This is a genomic window from Jiangella rhizosphaerae (assembly GCF_003579925.1).
In the GTDB taxonomy this organism is placed as follows: domain Bacteria; phylum Actinomycetota; class Actinomycetes; order Jiangellales; family Jiangellaceae; genus Jiangella; species Jiangella rhizosphaerae.
Genome location: NZ_QUAL01000092.1, coordinates 24598 through 49281, shown reverse-complemented (window position 1 = coordinate 49281; position 24684 = coordinate 24598). Strand labels below are relative to the sequence as shown.

Below are 24684 nucleotides of genomic sequence, written 5' to 3'. Positions count from 1 at the left end.
GTTCTCGTGACGAACTACACGCCCGTCGAGGTCGAGGAGATCTGGGACCGCTTCCACCAGGTGGTGAACATGACGTCGCGCGAGCTCACCGACTGGGTGGGCGTGCAGCCGGAGCTGGACGGGCCGCTGCCGGGCGACGAGCGGGCGGCGCCGCTGGGCACGGCGGTGATCGAGATCCTGGGCAAACGGCGGGTCGACCTCACCGACGACGACCTGGGCGCGATGGCGCGGGTCATCGAGGTGGTCGAGACGGAGACCGACGGTCTGACGCAGGCCGAGATCCTCGCCGACGAGCGGCGCCGGCACCGCCTGATGACGGTGGGCCATGATCCCTACCGGACGGGCTGACGATGACCCGCCGTGACACCGCCATGCGCAGCGAGCCGCGCCAGCCGGAGGAGGACTACGACCTGGTCGGCCAGTACCTGAAGCAGATCAGCGCGACGCCGCTGCTGTCGGCGGCCGAGGAGGTCGAGCTGGCGCGGCGCATCGAGGCCGGCGTCTACGCGGCGGAGCTGCTGGAGTCCGGCGGCGGCGCGGCGTCCAGGGCCGAGCTCGAGGCGTTGGTGCGCGACGGCCAGCGGGCGAAGGACCACATGATCCGGGCCAACCTGCGGCTGGTCGTGTCGGCGGCGCGGAGGTACTACCGCAATACCGGGCTGTCCTTCCTCGATGTGGTTCAGGAGGGCAATCTCGGCCTGATCCGCGCGGTCGACAAGTTCGACTACGCGAAGGGGTTCAAGTTCTCGACCTACGCGATGTGGTGGATCCGGCAGGCGATCGAGCGCGGCAAGGCCGAGCGCGCCCGCACCATCCGGCTGCCGGTGCACGTCCTGGAGAGCATCACCAAGCTGGGCCGGGTGGAGCGCAAGCTGCAGGTGGCGCTGGGCCGCACGCCGACCGCCGCCGAGGTGGCGGCCGAGTCGGAGCTGACGGAGGAGCGGGTGATCGAGCTGCGCCGCATCTCACGCGACACCGTCAGCCTGGACACCCCGGTCGGCGACGAGGGCAGCGCGAGCATCGGCGACCTCATCGAGGACACCGAGGTCCTGCAGGCCAGCGACGTCGCCGAGTACCACGCGCTGGCGCAGGAGATCCGGGCGCTGGTCGATACCCTGCCGCCGCGCGAGGCGCTGATCATCACGCTCCGGTACGGCCTGAACGACGGCCGTGAGCACACGTTGCAGGAGGTCGCGGAGCGGGTCGGCCTGACGAAGGAGCGGGTGCGGCAGCTGGAGAAGCAGTCGCTGGCCGAGCTGCGCGACCCGCAGCGGCGCGAACCACTGCTGGAGTGGGCCAGCTGAGACGTCAGCCGAACCGTTCGACGGTGCTCACCGTCCGCTCCACCGCGGGCGGCAGCGGCGAGTCGAGCATGCGGTCGCACAGCGGGTCCGGCCGCTCACCCGGGCCGACCAGGATCCGCGCCGCCACCAGCGCGACCTCCGGGTACGCGTCGAGCAGCGCCGCCGCCCGGGCCGTCGCGCCGGGCGCCCACCAGGAGTCGTCGTCGGCGAACGCGACGTAGGGGGTGCGGGCCAGCGCGACGCCGAGGTTGCGCGCCGTCGCGCCGCGATTCCCGGGCAGCCGGACCACCCGGACGCCGTCGCGGCCACGCACGGCGGCGCCGACGCTGCCGTCGCTGGACGCGTTGTCGACGACGATCACCGGCCCGCGGTGCCGCGACATCGTCCGCACGAGTGTGTCGCCGCCGTCGCGCGTGATCACTACCGTGGTGACCAGGTCGTCCAGTGGGGCGCTCATACCGGCCCCCGTACCCGCACGGGCGCGGCGCGCGCGGCCCGGCCGCCGGGCTGGACGGGGACGGAGGACACCGTGAGAGGTGACAGGGTCGAGATCGTCATCGACGCCGGCGACACCACGCGCACCTACGAGGTGGTGGCCACGAAGGCCGGCCGCCGGGTCGACGTCACCATCGGCCGCGGCGTGGTCGTGGTGGCCGAGGTGACGCGGTCGGGGACACCGGTGCGCACCGCCCGGTTCATGTCCAGCCGCGTGCTCGCGCTGGTGGAGCACCCGGTCGCCGAGGGCGCGCTGGCCCAGGAGGCCGCGCAGCCGCAGCCGGCGCCGTCGTCCGCGGCGTGACCGGCCGTTGTCACCGGGCCGCTCTATGGTGGGCTCATGTCGACGTCCAAGCTGGTGCTCGAGGTCGCCGGGCGTGAGGTGACGATCACCCATCCTGACAAGGTGGTCTTCCCCGACGGCGGCCACACCAAGCTGGACCTCGTCACCTACTACCTGGCCGTGGCCGAGGGCGCCCTGCGCGGCGTCGAGGGGCGGCCGATGATCCTCAAGCGGTTCGTCAAGGGCATCGACCAGGAGGCGTTCTTCCAGAAGCGCGCGCCCGACAAGCGGCCCGATTGGATCGAGGTCGCCACGCTGCGCTACCGGTCCGGCACGTCCGCCGACGAGGTCGTCGTGCGCGATGCCGCGGCGCTGGCCTGGGTGGTCAACCTCGGCTGCATCGACCTCAACCCGCACCCCGTCCGCGCCGAGGACCTCGACCGTCCCGACGAGCTGCGCATCGACCTCGACCCCAACCCGGGCATCGAGTGGCCGCAGATCCTCGATGTCGCGCAGGTCGCCCGCGAGGTGCTGCAGGATCACGGGCTCACCGCGTGGCCGAAGACGTCTGGGTCGCGCGGCTTCCATATCTACACCCGCATCGACCCGCTCTGGTCGTACCGGCAGGTGCGCCTGGCCGCCGAGAGCGTGGCCCGCGAGGTCGAGAACCGGGCGCCCGGCATCGCGACCGCCAGATGGTGGAAGGAAGAGCGCGAGGGCGTCTTCGTCGACTTCAACCAGAACGCCAAGGACCGCACCGTCGCCTCCGCCTACTCCGTCCGCGCCAAGGCCGACGCCCGGGTGTCCATGCCGCTGACCTGGGACGAGGTGCCCACCTGCCGGCCCGAGGACTTCACGCTGGCCACCGCGCCGCGGCGGTTCGCCGAGATCGGCGACCCGTGGGCCGGCATCGAGACCTCGGCCGGCTCGCTCGAGCCGCTGCTCGAGCTGGCCGAGCGGCTCGGCCCGGCCGAGAAGCCGCCGAAGGGCACCGGACGCCGCACGCAGACGATGCCGCTCATCGAGGTGGCCCGGGCCAAGACCAAGGACGAGGCCATGGCCGGGCTCGAGCGCTGGAAGAGCAAGCACGCCGACGTCGTGCCGTACCTGGAGCCGGCCGACGTCCTCGTCGACGGCATGCGCGGGCGCAGTTCGCTCTGGTACCGCATCCGCATCAACCTGCAGCATGTGCCCGAGGACCGCCGGCCCGAGCAGGAGCCGCTCGAGGTCGACTACGACCCCTGGGCGGGGACGCCGTGGGCCAACGCCGGCGCGGCCGTCCGCGAGGCCCGCGAGGCGGCGGCCCGCCAAGCCGGCCGCGACGGCTGACGCGGGCCGCCACGACAGGGCGGTACAGCCGCCGCGTCAGCCGGCCGGCTCGGTGGTCAGGTAGGCGTGCAGCCGGCCTGCGCCGTCGAGCATGGCCAGCGTCCGCGCGGTCAGCTGCTCGCGCCGCTGGGCGAGGACGGCGCGCAGTGCCTCGGTGCTGCCGGTGCGGCGCAGCTCGCCGAGCACCAGGCGGACCTGCTCCAGCCCGTACCGGCTCTGCCGGAGCAGGTTGACCAGCTGCGCGTCGCGGACGTCGTCGGCGGTGTAGGTGCGGTAGGACGTGCCCGGCTCGCGCGCCGGGGCGAGCAGGCCCGCCGCCTCCCACGTCCGCAGCGCCGACGGCCGCACCCCGAGCCGCCGGGCCACGTCGCCGACCCGCAGCCCCCGCGGCGACGCCGTCGGCGCCGGCCCCGACGCGACGGCTTCCAGTGCCTCCGCGGTCTCGTGCAGCTGCCGGCGGTGGTCGTGCAGCTCGGCGTGGACGGCGTCGACCAGCGCGAGCGCCCCGGCGACGTCGCCGTCGTGCACCGTCCGCATGATCGAGCGCGCTGCCACGACACCGTAGCCCGGCACCAGCGCCCGGAACGTCCGCAGCGCCCGCAGGTGCCGCTCGGAGAACTGCCGGTAGCCCGAGTCGGACCGCGGCACGAGGGGCAGCACGCCGGCGTCCTCGTAGTTGCGGATCTGCTGCGCCGAGACGCCGACCGCTCGCGCGAGATCCACCGGCCGCAGCGCCGCCATCGCCGTCACCACCCTCCTTCACGCCGGGAGTTGAAGCTTATCGCTTTCGGATCGGCACCAAGCCGAGGCCAACCCTCAACGCGGGCTTGAATGAGAGAATTGAAGGTATGGATTTCGGCGAGATCAGGGTGACGAACGCCCGGCTGCACAACCTGAAGAACCTCAGCGTCGGCATCCCGCGCAACCGGCTGGTCGTGCTGACCGGCCGGTCCGGGTCCGGCAAGTCCACCCTCGCCTTCGACCTGCTGCACCGGGAGGGGCAGCGGCAGTACCTCGAGTCGCTGGGCTTGGTCACCGCCTTCGTGAGCAAGGCCCCGGTCGACTCCATCACCGGCCTGTCGCCGTCCATCAGCATCGACCAGTACCTGACCAACCGCAGCCCCCGGTCCACCGTCGGCACGGCCACCGAGGTGTTCACCTACCTGCGGCTCCTGTGGGCCCGCATCGGCCACCGTCCGTGCCCGGCCTGCGGTTCCCCGCTGCCGCCCAGCTACCACGCCGGCGACGACGACTCGTGGGACGACGAGCCCGCCGAGCCGCGCGACGCCGAGACCGTGGGCTGCCCGCACTGCGGCACCGAGGTCCCCGACCTCGTCATGGGCGACTTCTCCTTCAACAAGCCGTCCGGCGCCTGCCCCGCCTGCACCGGCCTCGGCGTCGTCCTGCGGCCCGACGTGTCCAAGCTGATCGACGACGGCCTCAGCGTCGCCGGTGGCGCCGTGCTGGGCTGGCACCCGGTGCTGACCGACCGCAGCATCTCGGTGCTGCAGGCCGCCGGCCGGCACTACGGGTTCGAGTTCGACGCGTACGTGCCGGTCCGCGAGCTCGGCGACATGCAGCGCGACCTGCTGCTGTACGGCGTCGAGAGCCCGGAGTTCCGCCGTCACCTCGGCGCCGGCCTCGCGGCGGCCGAGCCGCCGCGCACCGTCACCGCCGGCCGGTTCGAGGGCGTCGCGACCGCCGTGCTGCGGCGGTACGCCGACCGCATCGAGGACGCCGGCTACCGCGAGAAGACCGAGCGCCTGCTGCACCAGCAGACCTGCCCCGACTGCGACGGCACCCGGCTGCGGCCGGAGAGCCGGCGGGTCACCGTCGCCGGCCTGACAGTGGTCGACGCCGCCCGGCTGCCCCTGGACGAGCTGGCGGCCTGGATCGACGCCTTGCACGGCCGCATCGACGGCGACGAGTGGCGGTTCGCCGAGCCGGTCGTCGCCGACCTGCACGAACGGGTACGCCGGCTGGTCGACGTCGGCGTCGAGTACCTGACGCTCGAGCGGTCGACGCCCAGCCTGTCCGCCGGCGAGGCGCAGCGGCTGCGGCTGGCGGCGCTGCTGGGGTCGGGGCTCACCGGCGTGCTGTACGTGCTGGACGAGCCGACCATCGGCCTGCATCCCGCCGACGTCGCCCGGCTGGTCGCCGTGCTGCGCCGGCTGCGCGACCTCGGCAACACCGTCCTGGTCATCGAGCACGACCTCGAAGTGCTCCGGGCCGCCGACCACGTCATCGACATCGGTCCCGGCGCGGGTCGCGACGGCGGACGGGTGGTCGCCGCGGGGACGCCGGACGAGGTCGCCGCGACGGAGGGGTCGGTCACCGGGGCGTACCTGTCGGGCCGGTCGCGGGTGCCCGGTCCGGAGCCACGTGCGGCCGACGGCGAGGGCCCGGCGCTCGTCGTTCGCGGCGCCCGCGCGCACAACCTGAAGGACGTCACCGTCGCGCTGCCGCTGGGCCGGCTGGTCGCCGTCACCGGGCCGTCCGGGTCGGGGAAGTCGTCGCTGGTGCTCGACATCGTCGACAAGGCCGGCCGGCAGCGGTTCCACGGCGCCGGCGACCCGCCCGGCGACCACGACGGCATCGACGGGTGGACCCACCTGGACAAGGTCGTGACGATCGACCAGCAGGCCGCCGGGCGGATGCCGCGGTCCAACGCCGCCACGTACTCCGACGCGTTCACCCCGATCCGCGAGGCGTTCGCCGCCACGGACGGCGCCCGTGAACTGGGCCTCACCGCCGGGCACTTCTCCTTCAACGTCCCGGGCGGACGGTGCGAGCGGTGCACCGGCGCCGGCGTGCTGAACGTGTCGATGCATTTCCTGCCCGACGTCCAGGTGCGCTGCCCGGTCTGCCACGGCCGCCGCTTTACCCGCGACGTCCTGCGAGCGAAGTACCGCGGGCACGACATCGCCGAGGCGCTGAACCTGACGGTCGCCGAGGCGGTCGAGCTGTTCGCCGACGTGCCCGCGGCGGTGGCGCGGTTGCGGCTGCTCGACGACGTCGGCCTCGGCTACCTGCAGCTGGGGCAACCGACGACGACCCTGTCAGGCGGCGAGGCGCAGCGGATCAAGCTGGCGAAGGAGCTGGCCCGCCGCTCCACCGGCCGCACGCTCTACCTCCTCGACGAGCCCACCACCGGCCTGCACGTCGACGACGTCGCGCGGCTGCTCGGCGTGCTGCGGCGGCTGGTCGACGCCGGGAACACCGTCATCGCGATCGAGCACGACCTCGACGTCATCCGGACCGCGGACTGGGTGGTCGACCTCGGCCCCGGCGGGGGAGCGGCCGGCGGGCGCGTCGTCGCCACCGGCACGCCGTCGGACATCGCGTCGGCGCCCGGGTCGCGGACCGGCGAGTTCCTCCGCGCCCGCCTCGTCCCCGCCTGAGCCCAACTCGGGCGGCGGGGTTGGGAGAAGGGTTGACCTCAACCGCGCTTGAGGTTGTTCGGTGGGAGGCATGACGATCACGTACGGCGCGGCGCTCCCGGCGTCGGCGCACCGGCTCCCGGAACTGCTCGAGGCGACCACCATCGCCGAGGAGCTCGGCGCCGACCTCGTCACCGTCGCCGACCATCCGTACCTGCCGTCCGAACAGGACGCGTGGACGCTGATCCCGCTGCTGCTCGCCCGGACCTCACGCGTCCGCGTCGCGCCGAACGTGACGGCGCTGCCGTTCCGGTCGCCGACGGTGATCGCGAAGGGCGCGGCCACGCTGCAGCACACCAGCGGCGGCCGGTTCGTGCTCGGCCTCGGCGCCGGCGGCCCGTACGACGGGCTGCCGGGCTGGGGTGCGCAGTGGCCGACGCTGGGCCAGGCGATCGGCGCGCTGGACGAGTCGATCCCGCTGCTGCGCCGGCTGTGGTCCGGCCGGCCGGTGACGCACGACGGCGAGTTCTACCGGCTGCGCGACGCCGTCGCCGTCGCCGGGGCGCCGCCCGACCCCGTCCCGCCCGTCTGGGTCGGCGCGTTCAAGCCGCGGATGCTCGCGCTGACCGGCCGGCACGCCGACGGCTGGCTGCCGACCAACGCGTACCTGTCGCTGGAGGAGGTCCCGGCGATGCAGCGCGCCATCGACCAGGCCGCCGTCGCCGCCGGGCGCGAGCCGTCCGCCGTCCGCCGGGTCTTCAACGTCATGGGCGTCATCGACGACGGCCGGCCGCCGCGCAACGACCAGCTGCTGGTGGGCTCGGCCGGGCACTGGGCCGACGCGCTGACGGACTACCGCGAGCGGCTGGGCTTCGAGGCGTTCGTGTTCTGGCCGGTGCACGGCGACACCCGGCGTCAGGTCGAGCTGTTCTTCCAGACCGTCGTGCCCAAGCTCTGAGGTCCCATGATCATCAACCGATGGCGACGCCATCATGTCGCCACCGGTTGATGATCACGGGGATAAGAGCAGCGTTGTCCACAGATCGCGTTCGGGGCCTGGTGCCCGGCGCGGCCGTCGACGAGGCTCGGCGGCGTGGACCTGCCTTCCGACGTCGCCGTGGCCGCAGCGCCGCAGCACGGCGTGATCGGCCTCGAACAGGCGGTCGCGGGCGGGCTCACGCAGCGGCGCATCGGCTGGCTCGTACGTTCGGGGCGATGGCAGCGCGTGCACGCCCGGGTGTACGCGACGTTCACCGGCCCGCTCTCGTACGAGGCTGTCGTCTGGGCGGCGATCCTGCGGGCCGGCCGCGGTGCCGTGGCCAGTCACCGGACGGCGGCGTACCTCGACGGACTCTGCGACGATCCCGGGCCCGTCGTGCACGTGACCCTGCCGGCCGACCGGCACGTGCGCAGCCGCATCGCGGGCGTCCGTGTTCACTACGCGCACCGGCTGGACCGAACCCGTCACCCGGCGCGCAATCCACCACGGACCCGCACGGAGGAGACGGTGCTGGACCTCGTCGACGTCACCCGGCGCCCGCAGGAGGTGGAGGCATGGGTGACGTCGGCCTGCCAGCGCCGCTTGACCACTCCGGACCGCCTCGCCGACGCGCTCGGCCTGCGCAAGAAGATCCGCTGGCGGGCGATGCTGGAGAGCATGCTCAGCGACGTGTCGGAGGGTGCGCAGTCGCCGCTGGAACTGAGACACCTCCGCGCCGTCGAACGCGCGCACGCGCTGCCGCGCGGCCATCGGCAGCGGCGGGTCGCCGGCGACCGGGTCATCTGGGTGGACGTGGACTACGACCGGTACGCGCTGCGCGTCGAGCTCGACGGGCGGGTCGGACACGCCGACGAGGGCCGGTTCCGCGACCGCCGTCGCGACAATCGCGCCACCGCCCACGGCTACGCCACACTCCGGTATGGGCACGCCGACCTCTTCGGCGATCCGTGCGGCGTCGCGGCCGAGCAAGGCCGCGTGCTCAGCGACGAGGGTGGACCGGAGTGCCTCGCCCGTGCGGTTCCGCCTGCCGCGTTCCCATGATCATCGACCGCTGGCGACACCATGACGTCGGCAACCGTTGATGATCATGGGAGCGCGGGGACTACCATCGGGCGCATGCCCAAGGCGTTCTACGTCACCACGCCGATCTACTACGTCAACGACGCACCGCACATCGGCCACGCGTACACCACGGTCGCCACCGACTTCATCGCCCGCTGGCACCGTCAGCGCCAGGAGGACGTCTGGTTCCTCACCGGCACCGACGAGCACGGCGAGAAGGTGCTGCGGACGGCGCAGGCGAACGGCGTCACTCCGCAGGAGTGGGCCGACCGGCTGGTCGAGAGCGCCTGGAAACCGGTGCTGCAGACCATCGACGCGTCGAACGACGACTTCATCCGCACCACCGAGGCCCGCCACGTCGAGCGGGTGAAGGAGTTCATCCAGCACCTGTACGACAAGGGCGAGATCTTCGAGGGCACCTACGAGGGCTACTACTGCGTCGCCTGCGAGGAGTACAAGCAGCCCGGCGACCTCGTCGAGGGCACCGGCGAGTACGAGGGGCAGCTGGTCTGCTCGATCCACGGCCGGCCGGTCGAGAAGCTGTCGGAGACGAACTACTTCTTCCGCATGTCCGCCTACACCGAGCGGCTGCTGGAGTTCTACGAGCAGAACCCCGACTTCGTGCAGCCCGAGAGCGCCCGCAACGAGGTGCTGGCGTTCGTCAAGCAGGGCCTGCAGGACCTCTCGATCTCCCGGTCGACGTTCGACTGGGGCATCACGGTGCCGTGGGACGAGTCGCACGTCATCTACGTGTGGGTCGACGCGCTGCTCAACTACGCGACGGCGGCCGGCTACGGCGCCGACGACGAGAAGTTCGCCCGCACCTGGCCGGCCGACATCCACTTCGTCGGCAAGGACATCCTGCGCTTCCACGCGGTCATCTGGCCGGCCATGCTCATGGCCGCCGAGGTGCCGCTGCCGAAGAAGGTGTTCGCGCACGGCTGGCTGCTGGTCGGCGGCGAGAAGATGAGCAAGTCCAAGCTCACCGGCATCGCGCCGGCGCAGATCACCGACACGTTCGGCTCCGACGCGTTCCGCTACTACTTCCTGCGCGCCATCGCCTTCGGCAACGACGGCTCGTTCTCGTGGGAGGACATCGCGGCGCGCTACCAGGCCGAGCTGGCCAACGGGCTGGGCAACCTGGCCTCGCGGGTGGCGGCGATGATCGGCCGCTACTTCGACGGCGCGCTGCCGGCCCCCGGACCGCAGACCGACGCCGAGACCGCGCTGGCCGCCGTCGCCGCCAAGGCGGCCGCCGACGCCGACGCCGCCGTCGACCGCGTCGCGCCGCACGAGGCGCTGGCCGCCGTCTGGACGCTGGTCGACGCCGCCAACGGCTACATCACCGAGCAGCAGCCGTGGGCGGTCGCCAAGGACGAGGCGCAGCGCGAGCGGCTGGCCACCATCCTGTACTCCTCCGCCGAGGCGCTGCGGGCGCTGGCCGTGCTACTGAACCCGGTCATGCCGAAGGCGTCGGCGAAGCTGTGGGAGTCGCTGGGCGCCGAGAAGGCACTCGGCGCGCTGCCGGCTCAGCCGATCGCCGACGCCGGCCGCTGGGGCCAGCTGGTCGCCGGCGCCGAGGTGACCAAGGGCGACGCGCTGTTCCCGCGGCTGGACCTCGCCACCGACGACCAGTGACGGACGCGCCCCGCGAACGGCGGTCGGCCACCGACGAGTCCGGCCGCAAGCGCGACCGGTCCCGGCCCCCGCTGCCCGAGCCGCTCCCGCTGCCGGTCACCGACACGCACTGCCACATGGACATCGCCGACGGCGAGGACGGCGACGCGTTCGGCGTCACGGAGGCGCTGGACGCCGCGGCGAAGGTGAACGTGACCCGCGTCGTGCAGGTCGGCTGCGACCTGCCCGGCGCGGCCTGGGCCGTCGAGGTCGCCGAGCGGTACCCGTCGGTCGTCGCGACGGTCGCGCTGCACCCGAACGAGGCGCCGAAGCTGGCCGCGTCCGGCGAGCTCGACGACGCGCTGGCCGAGATCGACCGGCTGGCCGGCTCGAGCCCGCGGGTGCGCGGCATCGGCGAGACCGGTCTGGACCACTTCCGCACCGGCCCCGAGGGACGGGCCGCCCAGGAGTACTCGCTGCGGGCGCACATCGAGATCGCCCGGCGGCGCGGACTGGTCCTGACCATCCATGACCGGGACGCCCACGACGACGTCCTGCGGGTCCTCGACGACGCCGAGACGCCCGATTGTGTCGTATTTCACTGTTTCTCGGGGAACGAGACCTTCGCCCGCCACGTCGCAGAGCGAGGCTGGTTCCTGTCCTTCGCCGGTCCGGTCACGTTCAAGAACGCGGCCGGCCTGCGGGCCGCTCTCTCCGTCACGCCGCCTGAGAACCTGCTCGTCGAGACCGACGCGCCGTTCCTCACGCCGCACCCGTATCGCGGCCGCCCGAACGCGTCGTACCTGGTCCCGGTGACCGTCCGGTTGATCGCCGAGACGCTCGGGCAGGACCTCGAGACCGTGTGTCACACGCTCCAGGCGAACACCGACCGCGCTTTCGGGTCATGGTGACAGGACGTCATTTCCGCTGGTCACATGGGTGCGGACGCAGGGCGTCGCGCGCGGGCGCGCGGGTGCGTCCCGCGTGGGAGCGTCACAGTGTCACAACTGCGCCCCGGGCGGCGAAATGTCCGGTTCGAGGGTTCGCCACAGTTGTCCGGCCGCCCGCCATGCGTTACCGTCCCGAGATTGTTAGCCGGGGTCGGGGAAGCTTCGGGTGGCACACGAACGGCCAGTCACACCGGCCGGCGAGCGGTGCGCGCGTCACGTGCACGGACGCTCGGCGGATCGGATGACCGGCCCAGCCGCCCGGTCCCGTGCCCGGAGGGTACGACCAAGGAGCACAGTGCGCCTGTCCGCGAAGACGTTGGCGATCAATGCCACCGTCGTCACTGCTCTGGTAGGCGGCGGTGTCGCCTACATCACGCTCGACAACGCCGTCGCCCTCACCGTCGACGGCAAGACCGAGACCGTGCACACCTTCGGCGGCAGTGTCGAGGACGTCCTCGACGAGCGGAACATCGAAGTGGGCGCCCGGGACGAGGTCATCCCCTCGCTGGACAGCGAGATCGAGGACGGCACCGAGATCACCGTCCGCTACGCGCGGCAGGTCACCGTCACCGTCGACGGCGAGGAACGGGAGATCTGGACCACCGCGCTGTCGGTCGACGAGGCGCTCGGCGACCTCAACATCCGCGCCGAGGGCGCCGACCTCTCCGTCGACCGCTCGCAGGCCATCGGCCGCGGCGGCATCGACTTCGAGGTCCGCACCCCGAAGGAGATCACCGTCACCGCCGACGGCGCGACCAACCCGGTCACGACGACCGCCCTGACCGTCAGCGAGGCGCTCACCGACGCCGGCATCACGGTCGGCGACCTCGACCTCGTCGAACCCGCGCTCGACACCGCGCTGGCCGACTCCCTCGCCGTCACCGTCCGGCGGGTCACCGTCGAGACCGCGACCGTCACCGAGGCGGTGCCGTTCGAGGTGACCGAGCAGGAGGACGACTCCCTCGAGAAGGGCACCGAGTCGGTCGAGACCGAGGGCAAGGAGGGCACGGTCGAGCGGGTGGTGCAGAACACCTACATCGACGGCGAGCTGTCCTCGCAGGAGGTCCTGTCGGAGACCATCGTCGCGGCCCCGGTCGACCAGGTCGTGCTCATCGGCACGAAGGAGCCCCCGCCCCCACCGGCGGAGGACGAGTCCAGCGGCGGCGACAGCGGCGACGACGTCGACGGCGGCGTGTGGGACCGCCTGGCGCAGTGCGAGTCCGGTGGCAACTGGTCCATCAACACCGGCAACGGCTACTACGGCGGCCTGCAGTTCTCGCTGAGCACCTGGCGCGCGTTCGGCGGCTCCGGCTACCCGCACGAGAACAGCAAGGCCGAGCAGATCCGCATCGCCGAGAAGGTCCGCGACAACCGCGGCGGGTACGGCGACTGGCCGGCCTGCGCCCGGTCGCTCGGCCTGCCGCTCGGCTGACGCCGGTTCGGCCCTCGGCCCCGCCCGGGCCGATAGGCTCGGGCAGTGCAGAACGACGAGACGTCCGCCGGTCCCAGACTCCTGGGGCCGGCGGACGTTCGCCGTCTGGCGGCCGAGCTGGACCTGCGGCCGACCAAGACGCTGGGCCAGAACTTCGTCATCGACCCCAACACCGTGCGCCGGATCGTCCGGGTGTCCGGTGTCGGCGCCGGCGACGTCGTCGTCGAGGTCGGACCCGGGCTGGGCTCGCTGACGCTGGCGCTGCTGCCCGTCGTCTCCCGGGTGGTGGCCGTCGAGGTCGACCCCGTGCTGGCGGCGCGGCTGCCGTCGACGGTGGGCGAGTACGCGCCGGGCCTGGCGGACCGCCTCGAGGTGGTGCCGGCCGACGCGCTGCGCGTGTCCGGGCTGCCGGGGCCGGCGCCGACGGCGCTGGTCGCCAACCTGCCCTACAACGTGTCCGTGCCGGTGCTGCTGCACCTGCTCGAGACGTTCCCGAGCCTGTCGCGAGCCCTGGTGATGGTGCAGAAGGAGGTCGCCGACCGGCTGGCCGCGCCGCCCGGCTCGCGCACGTACGGCGTCCCCTCGGTGAAGGCGGCCTGGTACGCGACGGTGTCGCCGGCCGGGTCCGTGGGTCGCAGCGTGTTCTGGCCGGTGCCCAACGTCGACTCCGGGCTGGTGCTGCTGGAGCGTCGTGCCGACGTCGAGGCCGGCCGAGAGCCGGCCGAGCGGGCCGCCGTCTTCGCCGTCGTCGACGCCGCGTTCGCCCAGCGGCGCAAGACGCTGCGGGCGGCGCTGAGCGGCTGGGCCGGGTCACCCGCGGCCGCGGAGGCGGTGCTCACCGCGGCCGGCGTCGATCCCCGGGCGCGCGGGGAACAGCTCACCGTCGACGACTTCACCCGAATCGCGGCGGCGCGTCCCGCAATGAACGCCTCCGGCCACTCTTGAGCAGGTATATCCGGTAAGGTCACGCTGGTGCTGAAGGTGATCGCCCGCGTCCCGGCGAAGATCAATCTGATGCTGTCCGTCGGCCCCGTCCGCTCCGACGGTTTCCACGAGCTCGCCACCGTCTTCCACGCCGTCTCGCTCTACGACGAGGTCTCGGCCGTCCACGCCGACGCCGTCAGCGTCAGCGTGAGCGGGCCGTACGCGGAGCACACGCCCGCGGACGAGTCCAACCTCGCCGTCCGCGCCGCCCGGGCGCTGGCCCGCCGCGCCCGGCTGCGCAGCGGTGCGCTCCTGCGCGTGCACAAGGCGATCCCGGTCGCCGCCGGTCTGGCCGGCGGCAGCGCCGATGCCGCGGGCGCCCTGCTGGCCTGCGACCGCCTCTGGGGGCTGCGGATGCCGGAGTCGCGGCTCAGCGCCCTCGCCGCCGGGCTCGGCAGCGACGTGCCGTTCGCGCTCAGTGGCGGGACGGCCGTCGGGACGGGACGCGGCGAGCGGCTGCGCCCGGTGCCGGTCGGCGGGTCGCTGCACTGGGTCCTGGCCTTCGCCGACGGCGGCCTCTCGACGCCCGAGGTCTACCGCCGGCTCGACGATCTCCGTTCCGACCGCAAGGTGCCGGCGCCCGCGGTGCCCGGCGAGCTGCTGGCGGCCCTGTCGTCGGCCGATGTGGACGCCCTGGCCGGGCTGCTGCACAACGACCTGCAGGAGGCGGCGCTGGCGCTCCGGCCGGCGCTGGGCGACACCCTGCGGGCCGGGCGCGAGCTCGGCGCGCTGGCCGGCATCGTGTCCGGCTCCGGGCCGACGTGCGTCTTCCTGGCCCGCGACGGTGTGTCCGCGGGCGCGCTGGCCGTCGGCCTCGCCTCGTCGGGCACCTGTGCCAGTGCCGTCGCGGTCACCGGCCCGGCGACCATCGGGACGTGAGCGCCCACCCGCCGCTGGGCCGCTGGGCGCCGCTGGCCCCGTCCGCCGTGGGGTCGCTGTTCGCGGGATGGCCGCGGCCGTGGTGGATCGCCGGCGGGTACGCGTTCGAGCTGGCCGTGGGCCGCTCGTGGCGGGCGCACGGCGACATCGACGTGCTGGTGCTGCGGCCGGCCGCGGGCGAGCTGCACGCCGTCCTGACCGGCTGGGAGCTGTGGGCGGCCGATCCGCCCGGGACGCTGCGGCGCTGGCCGTCGGACGAGCCGCTGCCGGACCACGTGCACGACGTGTGGTGCCGCCGCCCGTCGTCGGCGGCGTGGGAGCTGCAGCTCATGGTCGACGAGGCGGACGGTGCGCAGTGGCGGTCGCGGCGCGACGGGCGGATCCGGGCCCCGGCCGCGTCGATCGGCGGGCGGTCGGCGGACGGGCTGCCGTACCTGCGGCCGGAGATCCAGCTCTTCTACAAGGCCAAGAGCACGCGACCGAAGGACGAGGCCGACTTCGCCGCCGTGCGCCCGATGCTGGACGCGGCGGCGCTGGCCTGGCTGGACCACGCGCTCGCGTTGACGATCCCCGACCACCCGTGGCGGGCGTCGCTCACCGGCGGCGAACCGCACACCCCCGCCGGTTGATCGTGGAGTTGTTCGGCAATCACGGCCCGAAATGTCCGATGAATACCCGAACTACTCCACGATCAACAACGGTGGGGGCGGCGATCGGTGCTCAGGGGCGGCGGGCGAGGGTGACCGTGCGGGTGCCGCGCACCCGAAAGTCGTCGCGGCGGTGGAGGGTGCCGGGGCCGTCGCCGTCCAGCAGGCCGGCCAGGGCCGCGGCGTCCGCGGGGTCCAGATCGTCCAGCCGGTCGCGCATGCGGCCGAACCAGAGCGCGGCGTAGTCGGCGGCCTCCGACGGTGCGGGAGCGAGGTCGATGTCGAACGTCCGCTCGTCGAGCAGCGCGAAGCCGGCCGCCGTGAGCCGGGCCGCCCAGTCCGATCCGAGCTCCGGCAGCCGCTCGGCCTGATAGCGGCCGATCCGCTCCAGCAGCCGCGACTCCAGCGCGGCGCCGGCGCCGTCGGGCAGGAAGCGCAGCTGGACGGGGAACTCCGCGACGGCGATCAGCCCGCCCGGGCGGGTGGCGGCGTGGACGTCGCGCAGCACGCGGTCGGGGTCGGCCAGGTGATGCAGCGACAGCGACGCCCAGGTGAGGTCCACCGGGCCGGGGACCGGCCAGCGTTCGTCGAGGTCGGCGTGGACCGTGGTGATGCGGTCGGCCAGCCCCTGATCCTGGGCCTTCGCGCGGACGCGGTGCAGCATCTCGGCGGACGCGTCGACGGCGATCACCTCGGCGTGGTCGAACCGGTGCGCCAGCAGCAACGTGCCGGTGCCGGTCCCGGCGCCGAGGTCGACGATGCGCTGCCCGTCACCGCCGGCCGCACGCCGTACCCAGTCCAGTGCGCCGGTCCAGTACTCGTGCAGCACGACGGCGTCGAGGTCGAGCAGGTCGGCGAGCGACGAGTCGTCGTGGTGGTGGTCATGATCGTGGTCGTGATGGCCCATACCGGCGACGGTAGGCGACCGGTGCGCTGATCGCATAGAGTCTTGCCGATGACGCAAGACGAGATCGACGTCGACGCCGTGATCCGTGCCCGGATCCGCGGACTTCGGCAGGCCAAGGGCTGGTCGCTGGACGCCCTGGCCGCCCGCTGCCACCTGAGCCCGTCCACGCTGAGCCGCATCGAGACCGGCGCGCGGCGCATCTCGATCGACCAGCTGGTGCCCATCGCCCGCGCCCTCGACACCACCCTCGACCAGCTGGTCGAGCCGGTCGAGGACGCCGACGTCGTCATCCGGCCGCGGCACGACCGCCACCACGGCGCGACGATCTGGCAGCTGTCGCGCGACGACGGGCCGCACGGACTCACCGTCGCCAAGATGCGGATCACCCGGCTGACGCGGCCGGCGCGGCTGCGCGTACACCCGGGCCACGACTGGTTCACCGTGCTGTCCGGGACGATCCGGCTGTACCTCGGTGAGCGGGTGATCCTGGTCGCGGCCGGTCAGGCGGCGCAGTTCTCGACCATGGCGCCGCACGCCATCGTCGCCCACGAAGGGCCGGCGGAGATCCTCACCATCCTCGACCGCGAGGGGCAGCGGGCGCACCTGGACGCCGTCGACCTCACCCCTGAGACGTCGCCGCGGTGATGACCCGGGTGAGCGAGGCGTGCAGATCCTCGAGCTCGGAGACCGGCATGGCCAGCCGCTCGACGATGGCGTAGGGGATCTTCTCGGCCTCGTCGCGCAGCGCGCGGCCGGCGTCGGTCAGCTCGACCACCAGCAGCCGCTCGTCGTCGGCGCTGCGCCGCCGCGTGACGTAGCGGGCCGCCTCCAGCCGCTTGAGCAGCGGGGACAGCGTCGCCGACTCCAGCTGCAGCGTGGTGCTGAGGTCCTTGACCGAGCGCGGCTCGCGCTCCCACAGCGCGAGCATGACGAGGTACTGCGGGTGCGTGAGGCCCATCGGCTCGAGCAGCGGCCGGTACAGGCCGATGACGCTGCGGGCGGCGACGGCCAGCGCGAAACAGACCTGCCGGTCGAGGGCCAGCGGGTCGTCGCCGAGGTCTGTCGTCATGGTCACACTCTATCGCACACTATTGATTAGTGTGCTAACTATTAAGGCATGAAGAGGAAGCTGCCGTGGTACGGCCGGCTCACCGAGGTGCTGATGCCGTTGCTCGGCCCGGCCGACCTGGGCCGTCAGGACGACGCGCCGCCGCCGCGGCCGGCCCGGGTGGTCGAGTGCCCGCTGTGCCATCACCCGATGTCCGAGCACCGGCTCGAGCAGGTGGGCGGCAAGAACCGGCACTACTGCCCGGTGTGAGGACTCGGCCGATGCCGACCGGCGAGGTCCCAGGCTGCGGTGAGTCCCACGAGGGAAAGTAAGCTCGGTCCCAATGGCGCCCCGCAACCTCATCAACCTCGAGTCGGCCTCGCTGGCCTACGGCACCCGGTTCATCCTCGACGGCGTCTCGCTCGGTGTCGCCGACGGTGACCGCGTCGGCATCGTGGGGCGCAACGGCAGCGGCAAGTCGACGCTGCTGCGCGTGCTCGCCGGGCTCGAGCAGGTCGACTCCGGGCGGGTCAGCCGCACCGGCGGGCTGCGCGTCGGGCGGCTCGGCCAGGGCGACGAGCTCGATCCCGGCCAGACGGTCGGCGAGGCGGTCATCGGCGACCGCGCGACGCACGAGTGGGCCGGCGACGCGCGCATCCGCGACGTGCTGGCGCACCTGCTGCCGGGGTTGTCGATGGAGGCCCCGATCGGCCCGCTGTCCGGTGGCGAGCGCCGCCGGGTCGCGCTGGCGCGCCTGCTGATCGGCGACGACGACCTCGTCCTGCTCGACGAGCCGACCAACCATCTGGACGTCGAGGCGATCGACTGGCTGTCGACACACCTCGCCGCGGGAAACCGGTCTCTCGTCATGGTGACGCACGACCGGTGGCTGCTCGACACCGTCGCGACCACCACGTGGGAGGTCGTCGACGGCGCCGTCCACTCCTACGAGGGCGGCTACGCCGAGTACGTCCTGGCCCGCGCCGAGCGGGTCCGTTTGGCCGCCGCCGACGAAGCGCGCCGGCAGAACCTGCTGCGCAAAGAGCTGGCCTGGCTGCGCCGCGGGCCGCCCGCGCGGACGTCCAAGCCGCGCTTCCGCATCGCCGCCGCCAACGCCCTGATCGAGAACGAACCCCCAGCTCGCGACCGGTACGAGCTGGCGAAGATGGCGACGACGCGGCTGGGCAAGAGCGTGTTCGACGCCGAGGACGTCACCGTCACGCTCGGCGGCCGGACGCTGCTCGACCACGTCACGTGGCGGCTCGGGCCCGGCGACCGCGCCGGCATCGTCGGCGTCAACGGCGCCGGCAAGACGACGCTGCTGCGGCTGCTCGACGGCTCGCTCGCGCCCGACGCCGGCCTGGTGAAGATCGGCCGCACGGTCGCCGTCGCGCACCTCCACCAAGAGGTCGCCGGCCTCGATCCGGGAAAGCGGGTTCTGCCGACCGTCGAAGAGGTGCGCCGCGACATCCAGCTGGGCGGCGGCGACACCGTCACGGCCGGGCAGCTGCTGGAGCGGTTCGGCTTCGCCGGGCAGCGCCAGTGGACGCTCGTCGGCGACCTGTCCGGTGGCGAGCGGCGCCGGCTGCAGTTGCTGCGGCTGCTGATGGGCGAGCCCAACGTGCTGCTGCTCGACGAGCCGACCAACGATCTCGACGTCGAGACGCTGAACGTCCTGGAGGACGTCCTGGACGGCTGGCCGGGGTCGCTGGTCGTCGTCAGCCACGACCGCTGGTTCCTCGAGCGCGTCACCGACGCCGTCTGGGCGCTCATGGGCGACGGGCGGATCGTGCAACTGCCGCGCGGGGTCGACCAGTACCTGGAGCTGCGGCGCGAGGCGACGGCCGCGGCCGCGGAGGCCGCGCCCGCTGCGGCTCGTACGCGGACAGGCGACACGCGGGCGGCGCGCAAGGAGATCGCCCGCATCGAGCGAGAGCTGGAGAAGCTGGAGCGGCGCGAGAAGACGCTGCACGAGCAGATCGCCGACAACGCCACCGACCACGAGAAGGTGCTGACCCTCGACACCGAGCTGCGGTCGGTGCACGGGGAGCGCGAGGCGCTGGAGGAGCGCTGGCTGGAGCTGGCCGACGAACTCGGCTGAGGTCGCCCGCGATCATGTCGAGCGGCGATGCCGGTCGTCGGGCTCTTCGCGCCGTACCGCCCCGCCCGGCTCGCGGGCTCGCGCACCAGCGCTGCGCCGGGGCCGGTCATGATCGCAGGGGGTGACATGAGCGCCGACTGTTGACGTGGGTGTCAACACGCCCGGGACGTACCGGCCAGCCCTTGCTCTGGTGTGTGCGCGCCGACCGCGTCGGGCATCGGCCCGATTCCGGCGGAACGCGCATACTGCCGCGCGGGCCGGGTAGTAGAGAGAGCGTCAGACGTCGACGCCGTGGTCCTCGAGCCAGGAGCGCGGGTTGACCGGGTCGCCGCCGTCGGGGTGGACCTCGAGATGGAGGTGCGGGCCGGTGGAGTTGCCGGTGGAACCCACCCGGCCGATGACCTCGCCGGGCGCGACCTCGCCGGAACGGAGGACGAAGCGAGAGAGGTGGCAATACCAGGTTTCGGTGCCGTCCCAGTGGCGGATGACGATCTTGTTGCCGTAGGGACCGTCGTAACCGGCGAAGATGATCTCGCCGGACGAGAGTGACCGTACTTCGGTGCCGGTGGGGGCGGCGAAGTCGAGGCCGGTGTGGCGGTTGGACCACATGGAGCCGCCGGCGCCGAAGCCGGCGGTGATGCGGTAGTTGTCGACCGGCAGGAGCCAGCGCTTGGCCTCGCGCTCGGCGCGGGCGGCCGCCTCGGCGGCCTCGATGCGCTGCTGCTCGACGATGCGGGTGTGCGCCTCCTGGGCGACCTCGCCGGTCTCGGCCGCGAGCGACTGCTCCGCGGCGACCAGGGTGTCGAGTGCGCCGGCCTCGGTGGGCTGCCCCGACTGCTGGGGGCGCTGCGCGATGGCGTTGAGTCCGTCCGAGTCGGTCGAGCCGACCGCATGTGGCATGGCCAGAGCCCCGGAGGCCGCTGCTGCTACCGCTACGGAGCCGACCACCGACGGGACACTGACGTGTCTGCGGCGGCTACGGTGACGCCCGCTGCCGGAGCGTTGCGACACGCCAGAACCTTTCGCCGGGGACAAGGACTCGGAGGACATTAACCGCCCCCTAGGGGTCCTGCCAAACCCCTCCTCCCCAGCGTTTCGCCACGTGGTCACGGACTGTGACACCGGAAGCAACGCTGGGTAGCCCGTAATCGGGTCGTGACCTCGATCGACGGTGAAACCTTGATCAACCTTGCGTGCGCAACGTTCGTGACGCTCTGTGACATGTGATCTGCGTCACACTGAGCAGCCCTCAGTCACTCTACGGAGTCCACTCCGCCGAACGGAGGGCGGGCCTCGTCTGCAGGTACTGTCGTCAACATCCGTCGGATCAGCGTTGTTCCCTGGAGGTAGTCATGGCGGAGGGACGTCCCCTGCGCGTGGTGGTCGCGAAGCCCGGACTCGACGGGCACGACCGAGGCGCCAAGGTGGTCGCGCGCGCCCTGCGTGACGCCGGGGTCGAGGTCGTCTACACCGGGCTGCACCAGACGCCGGAACAGATCGTCGAGGCGGCCATCCAGGAGGACGCCGACGCCATCGGGCTGTCCATTCTCTCCGGCGCCCACATGACGCTGTTCAAGCGTGTGCTCGAGCTGCTGGCCGAGCGCGACGCGCGCGACATCGTGGTGTTCGGCGGCGGCATCATCCCCGACGCGGACATCCCGCTGCTGACGGAGCTCGGCGTCGCCCGGGTGTTCACGCCCGGCGCCTCGACGCAGGAGATCGTCGCGTGGGTCGACACCCTGCGCGACCGCGCCCAGGCGTCCTGAGTCACCGATTCCGCTGAAAATCCTTTCCGCCGATAGCACAGGTATGCCCTGACTCGGTAAGGTTTGCCGGAAATTCACCGAGTTGCGGCCCGGCGCTCGATGACGGGTCGTCCGGCATCGATGGGGTGAACTCCGTGCTGAATCGACGTGATCGCGCGCGCTCCGCCGCCCTCTCCATTTCCGCACTCCTCCTCGGCGGCCTGCTCGTCGTTCCGGCGGCTGCCGCCGTCGAACCGGACGACCTCACCCGCCCCGGCGAATCGGTCCTGGTCGACACCGACCGGCAGGCCATCGCCCCGGGGATGGAGCTGACGACGTTCTCCCGCCTCGAGGACGGCGGCTGGAACGCCGGCAGCATCCTCGAGGTCGACCTCGACTCCGGCGTCACGCTGGACTACCAGTACTCCGGCGAGGTGACGACGACCGCCACCGTCCGGTCGCTGGCCGAGGCGAGCGGCGCGACCGCCGCGATCAACGGTGACTTCTACGACATCAACAACTCCAACGCCCCGCTCGGCGCCGGGGTGAGCCGCGACGAGGGCATGGTCACCGCGCCCACCGCCGGGCACGAGAACGCGCTCGCGGTGTCCAGCAACGGCGCCGCCGCGCTCGCGCAGGTCTTCCTGGAAGGCACCGCGGTCACCGGCGACGGAGTGAGCCTGCGGCTCGCGGGCGTGAACACGTTCAGCCTCCCGGCCGGCGGCATCGGCGTCTTCACCTCGCAGTGGGGCAGCTACACCCGCGCGAACACCGTCCCGGCCGCGAGCGCCAAGGCCGAGGTCACCGTCACCGACGGCGTCGTCACCGCCGTGGGCGCGACGCTCGGGTCCGGCACGATCGCGGCGGACACCGTCGTGCTGGTCGGCCGCGACGCCGGCGCCGCCGCGCTGCTCGAACTGCAGCCGGGCGACACCGTCGACGTGTCGTACGCGCCGCGCTCGGACCTCGAGGACGTGGTGGTCGCGGTCGGCGGCAACCACCTGCTGGTCGACGACGGCGTACAGCGGACCTTCACCGACACCGAGCCGGCCGCCCGCACGTCCATCGGCCTGTCCGAGGACGGCCGCACCATGTATCTGGTGTCCGTCGACGGCAAGCAGGCGCACTCCCGCGGCATGACGCTCACCGAGTTCGCCGAGCTGATGGACGACCTCGGCGCCTACGACGCACTGAACATCGACGGCGGCGGCTCGTCCACGCTCGTCGTCCGCGACCCCGGCACCGACGACCGCACCGTCGTCAACAGCCCGTCCGACGGCACGGAGCGGTCGGTCGCCAACGGCCTGGCGCTGTTCGCCGCCGAGGGCTCCGGCGAACTGGACGGCTTCCGTGTCCTGGCCGGCGACGGCGACGCCGAGAACGCCGACCGCGTCTTCCCCGGCCTCACCCGCACCGTTGAGGCGCGCGGCCACGACGAGACGTTCGCCCCGGTCGAGGCCCGGCCGCGCTGGACGACGTCGGACCGCCGGGTCGCCTCCGTGCTCCGCGGCACCACCCCGGACACCGCCGTCGTCACCGGCATCGCGCCGGGCGACGCCGACATCCGGGCCGCGGTGCTCGGCGCCGAGGGCGAGCTGGGCATCACGGTGCTCGGCGAGCTGCGGCGACTGGAGCCGACGGCCACGCTGATCCCGCTGGGCGGCGCCGACGACACCGGCAGCCTGGCGCTCACCGGCTACGACATCGACGGCTACCGCGCGCCCATCGAGCCCGCCGACGTCACCGTCACCGGCGGCGACGGCGTGGTCGAGCTGGTTCCCGACGGCGACGGGTTCACCGTCCGCCCGCTGGTCGGCACCGGGTCCGCGCTGCTGACGCTGACCGCCGCCGGTGTCAGCACCAGCGTCGCCGTCACGGTGGGCCTCACCGAGGTCCCGGTGGCGACGTTCGACGACGCCGCCCGCTGGACGATCAGCTTCGCCCGGGCCACCGGCGCCATCGCGCCCACCGAAGGCCCGGACGGGCGCGACGGCATCCGGCTGACCTACGACTTCACCGGGCCGAACACCCGGGCCGCGTACGCCGCGCCGCCAACGCAGTTCACCCTGCCGGGGCAGCCGCAGACCATCAAGGCGTGGGTGAAGGGCGACGGCCAGGGCACCTGGATCCGGATGCGCGTCTACGACCCCAACGGCACGCTGCTCACGCTGAACGGCGGCTACACGACGTTCACCGGCTGGCAGCAGCTGACGTTCCCGGTCCCGGCCGGCACCGAGTACCCGCTGCGGTTCCGCGACATCTACGCCGTCGAGGCCTCCGGCGCCCGCAGCTACCACGGCGAGACGTCGTTCAGCGACATCACGGTCGAGATCGCCCCCGAGGTCGAGCTGCCGGCCGCCGAACGCTTCGCCGACCCGGTCATCGTCACGAACGGCACCGCCGACGAGGCCGGCCAGCGGATCGCCGTCATGAGCGACTCGCAGTTCGTCGGGCGCAACCCGGACAGCGACATCGTCGCCGCCGCCCGCCGGACGCTGCGCGAGATCGTCGCCGAGGACCCGGACGCGCTGGTCATCAACGGCGACCTGGTCGACGAGGCGGCGCCGATCGACTTCGACCTCGCCCGCCGGGTGCTGGACGAGGAGCTGGCCGGCGTCGACTTCCCCTGGTACTACGTGCCGGGCAACCACGAGGTGCAGGGCGGCCCGATCGGCAACTTCATCGAGGAGTTCGGCGCCACCCAGCACACCGTCGACCTGCCGACGGACGACGGCGCCACCCGGATCATCACGCTGAACTCCGCGTTCGGCTCGCTGCGCGGCGGCGGGTTCGCGCAGATCGCCGAGCTGCGCAGAGCTCTCGACGAGGCGGCGGCCGACCCGGAGGTCACCGGGGTACTGGTGTTCGCCCACCACCCGCCCAACGACCCGCTGCCGACCGCGAACAGCCAGCTCGCCGACCGGCGCGAGGCGGCGATGCTGGAGACCTGGCTCGCCGGCTTCGAGGCCGCGAGCGGGAAGTCCGCGGCGTTCGTCGGCGCGCACGCGGGTGTCTTCGACGCCGGCTCGGTCGACGGCGTGCCGTTCCTCGTCAACGGCAACTCCGGCAAGGGCCCGGCCTCGACCCCGGACAACGGCGGCTTCACCGGCTGGACCCTGCTCGGCCTCGAGCCGTCGCGCGGCGACCAGGGCGACGACGACCTGTGGCTGCGGGCCGAGGTGCGGGCCCGGGTCGACGCCATCGCGTTGCAGGCCCCGGCGACCCTGGTCGCCGGCGCGACCGGCGAGGTCTCGGCCAGCGTCGCCCAGGACGGCGCACGGACGGTTCCGGTGCGGTGGCCCGTGTCGGCGCAGTGGGGCGGCACCGGCGTCCACGTCGGCCCGGCCGCCGAGGCGCCGCGCTGGGCCGTCGTCGCCGTCGACCCCGTGGCCGGCACGATCCAGGGGCTGCGGGCCGGCACCGCCACCGTCACGATCACGGTCAACGGGGAGACCGCGATCCGGGAGATCGTCGTCGGCGGATAGGCTGCCCTCGAATCGCGGCCGACACAAGGGATGGAT

22 protein-coding genes and 2 pseudogenes are annotated in these 24684 nt (G+C 72.9%); 19 read left to right on the top strand and 5 right to left on the bottom strand.

The window, feature by feature from the left end; genetic code table 11:
- Window positions 1–6: 6 nt before the first annotated feature.
- Together DY240_RS10170 and DY240_RS10165 are read left to right on the top strand one after the other, a co-directional pair.
- On the top strand, window positions 7–348 hold the full coding sequence (locus DY240_RS10170; protein WP_199701225.1) for a DUF3140 domain-containing protein: 342 nt from the start codon (window positions 7–9) through the stop codon (window positions 346–348).
- A 2-nt stretch (window positions 349–350) separates the two neighbouring features.
- Entirely contained in the window at window positions 351–1304 is a 954-nt protein-coding gene (locus DY240_RS10165) for a sigma-70 family RNA polymerase sigma factor (RefSeq protein ID WP_119659803.1), read from the top strand.
- 4 nt (window positions 1305–1308) lie between these two features.
- Here DY240_RS10165 and DY240_RS10160 read toward each other — a convergent pair whose 3' ends face one another.
- On the bottom strand, window positions 1309–1761 hold the full coding sequence (locus DY240_RS10160) for a glycosyltransferase family 2 protein (RefSeq protein WP_119659802.1): 453 nt from the start codon (window positions 1759–1761) through the stop codon (window positions 1309–1311).
- A 72-nt stretch (window positions 1762–1833) separates the two neighbouring features.
- Here DY240_RS10160 and DY240_RS10155 point away from each other — a divergent pair, with 72 nt between their 5' ends.
- The gene (locus tag DY240_RS10155; RefSeq protein WP_119659801.1) at window positions 1834–2103 is read left to right on the top strand and encodes a hypothetical protein; all 270 of its coding nucleotides are present in this window, start codon (window positions 1834–1836) and stop codon (window positions 2101–2103) included.
- A 36-nt stretch (window positions 2104–2139) separates the two neighbouring features.
- Window positions 2140–3411 (top strand): non-homologous end-joining DNA ligase, encoded by a 1272-nt coding sequence (ligD, locus tag DY240_RS10150; protein ID WP_119659800.1) that lies wholly within the window; start codon window positions 2140–2142, stop codon window positions 3409–3411.
- A gap of 36 nt (window positions 3412–3447) precedes the next feature.
- Here ligD and DY240_RS10145 read toward each other — a convergent pair whose 3' ends face one another.
- The gene (locus DY240_RS10145) at window positions 3448–4152 is read right to left on the bottom strand and encodes a MerR family transcriptional regulator (protein WP_119659813.1); all 705 of its coding nucleotides are present in this window, start codon (window positions 4150–4152) and stop codon (window positions 3448–3450) included.
- A gap of 107 nt (window positions 4153–4259) precedes the next feature.
- On the opposite strand from DY240_RS10145, the gene uvrA reads away from it, so the two are divergent.
- The 10 genes and pseudogenes from uvrA to DY240_RS10100 all read left to right on the top strand — a co-directional run bounded on the left by uvrA (window position 4260) and on the right by DY240_RS10100 (window position 15344).
- Window positions 4260–6812 carry an excinuclease ABC subunit UvrA gene (gene uvrA / locus DY240_RS10140; protein ID WP_119659799.1) on the top strand — a complete coding sequence of 851 codons (2553 nt, stop codon included), beginning with the start codon at window positions 4260–4262 and terminating at the stop codon, window positions 6810–6812.
- A gap of 70 nt (window positions 6813–6882) precedes the next feature.
- Complete coding sequence (locus DY240_RS10135) at window positions 6883–7749, top strand: LLM class flavin-dependent oxidoreductase (protein WP_119659798.1); 867 nt, start codon at window positions 6883–6885, stop codon at window positions 7747–7749.
- A gap of 135 nt (window positions 7750–7884) precedes the next feature.
- The gene (locus DY240_RS31835) at window positions 7885–8832 is read left to right on the top strand and encodes a hypothetical protein (RefSeq protein ID WP_158602807.1); all 948 of its coding nucleotides are present in this window, start codon (window positions 7885–7887) and stop codon (window positions 8830–8832) included.
- A gap of 75 nt (window positions 8833–8907) precedes the next feature.
- Window positions 8908–10491 carry a methionine--tRNA ligase gene (gene metG, locus DY240_RS10125; protein ID WP_119659797.1) on the top strand — a complete coding sequence of 528 codons (1584 nt, stop codon included), beginning with the start codon at window positions 8908–8910 and terminating at the stop codon, window positions 10489–10491.
- On the top strand, window positions 10488–11381 hold the full coding sequence (locus DY240_RS10120; protein WP_119659796.1) for a TatD family hydrolase: 894 nt from the start codon (window positions 10488–10490) through the stop codon (window positions 11379–11381). The genes metG and DY240_RS10120 overlap by 4 nt, the downstream gene beginning before the upstream one ends.
- 280 nt (window positions 11382–11661) lie before the next feature.
- Window positions 11662–12531: pseudogene (locus DY240_RS10115) on the top strand (ubiquitin-like domain-containing protein); the annotation flags it as partial.
- A gap of 84 nt (window positions 12532–12615) precedes the next feature.
- A pseudogene (locus DY240_RS34040) lies at window positions 12616–12852 on the top strand (transglycosylase family protein); the annotation flags it as partial.
- 45 nt (window positions 12853–12897) lie between these two features.
- Window positions 12898–13797, top strand: a complete 900-nt coding sequence (rsmA, locus tag DY240_RS10110; RefSeq protein WP_119659794.1) for a 16S rRNA (adenine(1518)-N(6)/adenine(1519)-N(6))-dimethyltransferase RsmA — start codon at window positions 12898–12900, stop codon at window positions 13795–13797.
- A gap of 30 nt (window positions 13798–13827) precedes the next feature.
- On the top strand, window positions 13828–14715 hold the full coding sequence (locus DY240_RS10105; protein ID WP_119659812.1) for a 4-(cytidine 5'-diphospho)-2-C-methyl-D-erythritol kinase: 888 nt from the start codon (window positions 13828–13830) through the stop codon (window positions 14713–14715).
- A complete protein-coding gene (locus tag DY240_RS10100) occupies window positions 14712–15344 on the top strand; it encodes a nucleotidyltransferase domain-containing protein (RefSeq protein ID WP_199701221.1) in 633 nt (210 codons plus the stop codon). Before DY240_RS10105 ends, DY240_RS10100 begins: the two co-directional genes overlap by 4 nt.
- Before the next feature lie 91 nt (window positions 15345–15435).
- Here the strand turns inward: DY240_RS10100 and DY240_RS10095 are convergent, their stop codons facing one another.
- Complete coding sequence (locus DY240_RS10095; RefSeq protein WP_158602805.1) at window positions 15436–16269, bottom strand: class I SAM-dependent methyltransferase; 834 nt, start codon at window positions 16267–16269, stop codon at window positions 15436–15438.
- A 48-nt stretch (window positions 16270–16317) separates the two neighbouring features.
- Between DY240_RS10095 and DY240_RS10090 the strand changes: the two genes are divergently transcribed.
- On the top strand, window positions 16318–16914 hold the full coding sequence (locus DY240_RS10090) for a helix-turn-helix domain-containing protein (RefSeq protein WP_119659792.1): 597 nt from the start codon (window positions 16318–16320) through the stop codon (window positions 16912–16914).
- Here DY240_RS10090 and DY240_RS10085 read toward each other — a convergent pair.
- Window positions 16889–17338, bottom strand: a complete 450-nt coding sequence (locus DY240_RS10085) for a MarR family winged helix-turn-helix transcriptional regulator (RefSeq protein ID WP_119659810.1) — start codon at window positions 17336–17338, stop codon at window positions 16889–16891. The two genes, DY240_RS10090 and DY240_RS10085, sit on opposite strands and share 26 nt — an antisense overlap.
- Window positions 17339–17386: 48 nt before the next feature.
- Here DY240_RS10085 and DY240_RS10080 point away from each other — a divergent pair, with 48 nt between their 5' ends.
- Window positions 17387–17587 carry a hypothetical protein gene (locus DY240_RS10080; RefSeq protein ID WP_119659791.1) on the top strand — a complete coding sequence of 67 codons (201 nt, stop codon included), beginning with the start codon at window positions 17387–17389 and terminating at the stop codon, window positions 17585–17587.
- A gap of 73 nt (window positions 17588–17660) precedes the next feature.
- Window positions 17661–19418 (top strand): ABC-F family ATP-binding cassette domain-containing protein, encoded by a 1758-nt coding sequence (locus DY240_RS10075; RefSeq protein ID WP_119659790.1) that lies wholly within the window; start codon window positions 17661–17663, stop codon window positions 19416–19418.
- Between the two features lie 276 nt (window positions 19419–19694).
- Here the strand turns inward: DY240_RS10075 and DY240_RS10070 are convergent, their stop codons facing one another.
- The gene (locus DY240_RS10070) at window positions 19695–20318 is read right to left on the bottom strand and encodes a M23 family metallopeptidase (RefSeq protein ID WP_199701219.1); all 624 of its coding nucleotides are present in this window, start codon (window positions 20316–20318) and stop codon (window positions 19695–19697) included.
- A gap of 452 nt (window positions 20319–20770) precedes the next feature.
- Here DY240_RS10070 and DY240_RS10065 point away from each other — a divergent pair, with 452 nt between their 5' ends.
- Window positions 20771–21184 (top strand): cobalamin B12-binding domain-containing protein, encoded by a 414-nt coding sequence (locus tag DY240_RS10065; RefSeq protein WP_119659788.1) that lies wholly within the window; start codon window positions 20771–20773, stop codon window positions 21182–21184.
- Between the two features lie 134 nt (window positions 21185–21318).
- Entirely contained in the window at window positions 21319–24648 is a 3330-nt protein-coding gene (locus tag DY240_RS10060; RefSeq protein WP_147375268.1) for a phosphodiester glycosidase family protein, read from the top strand.
- Window positions 24649–24684 lie beyond the last annotated feature (36 nt).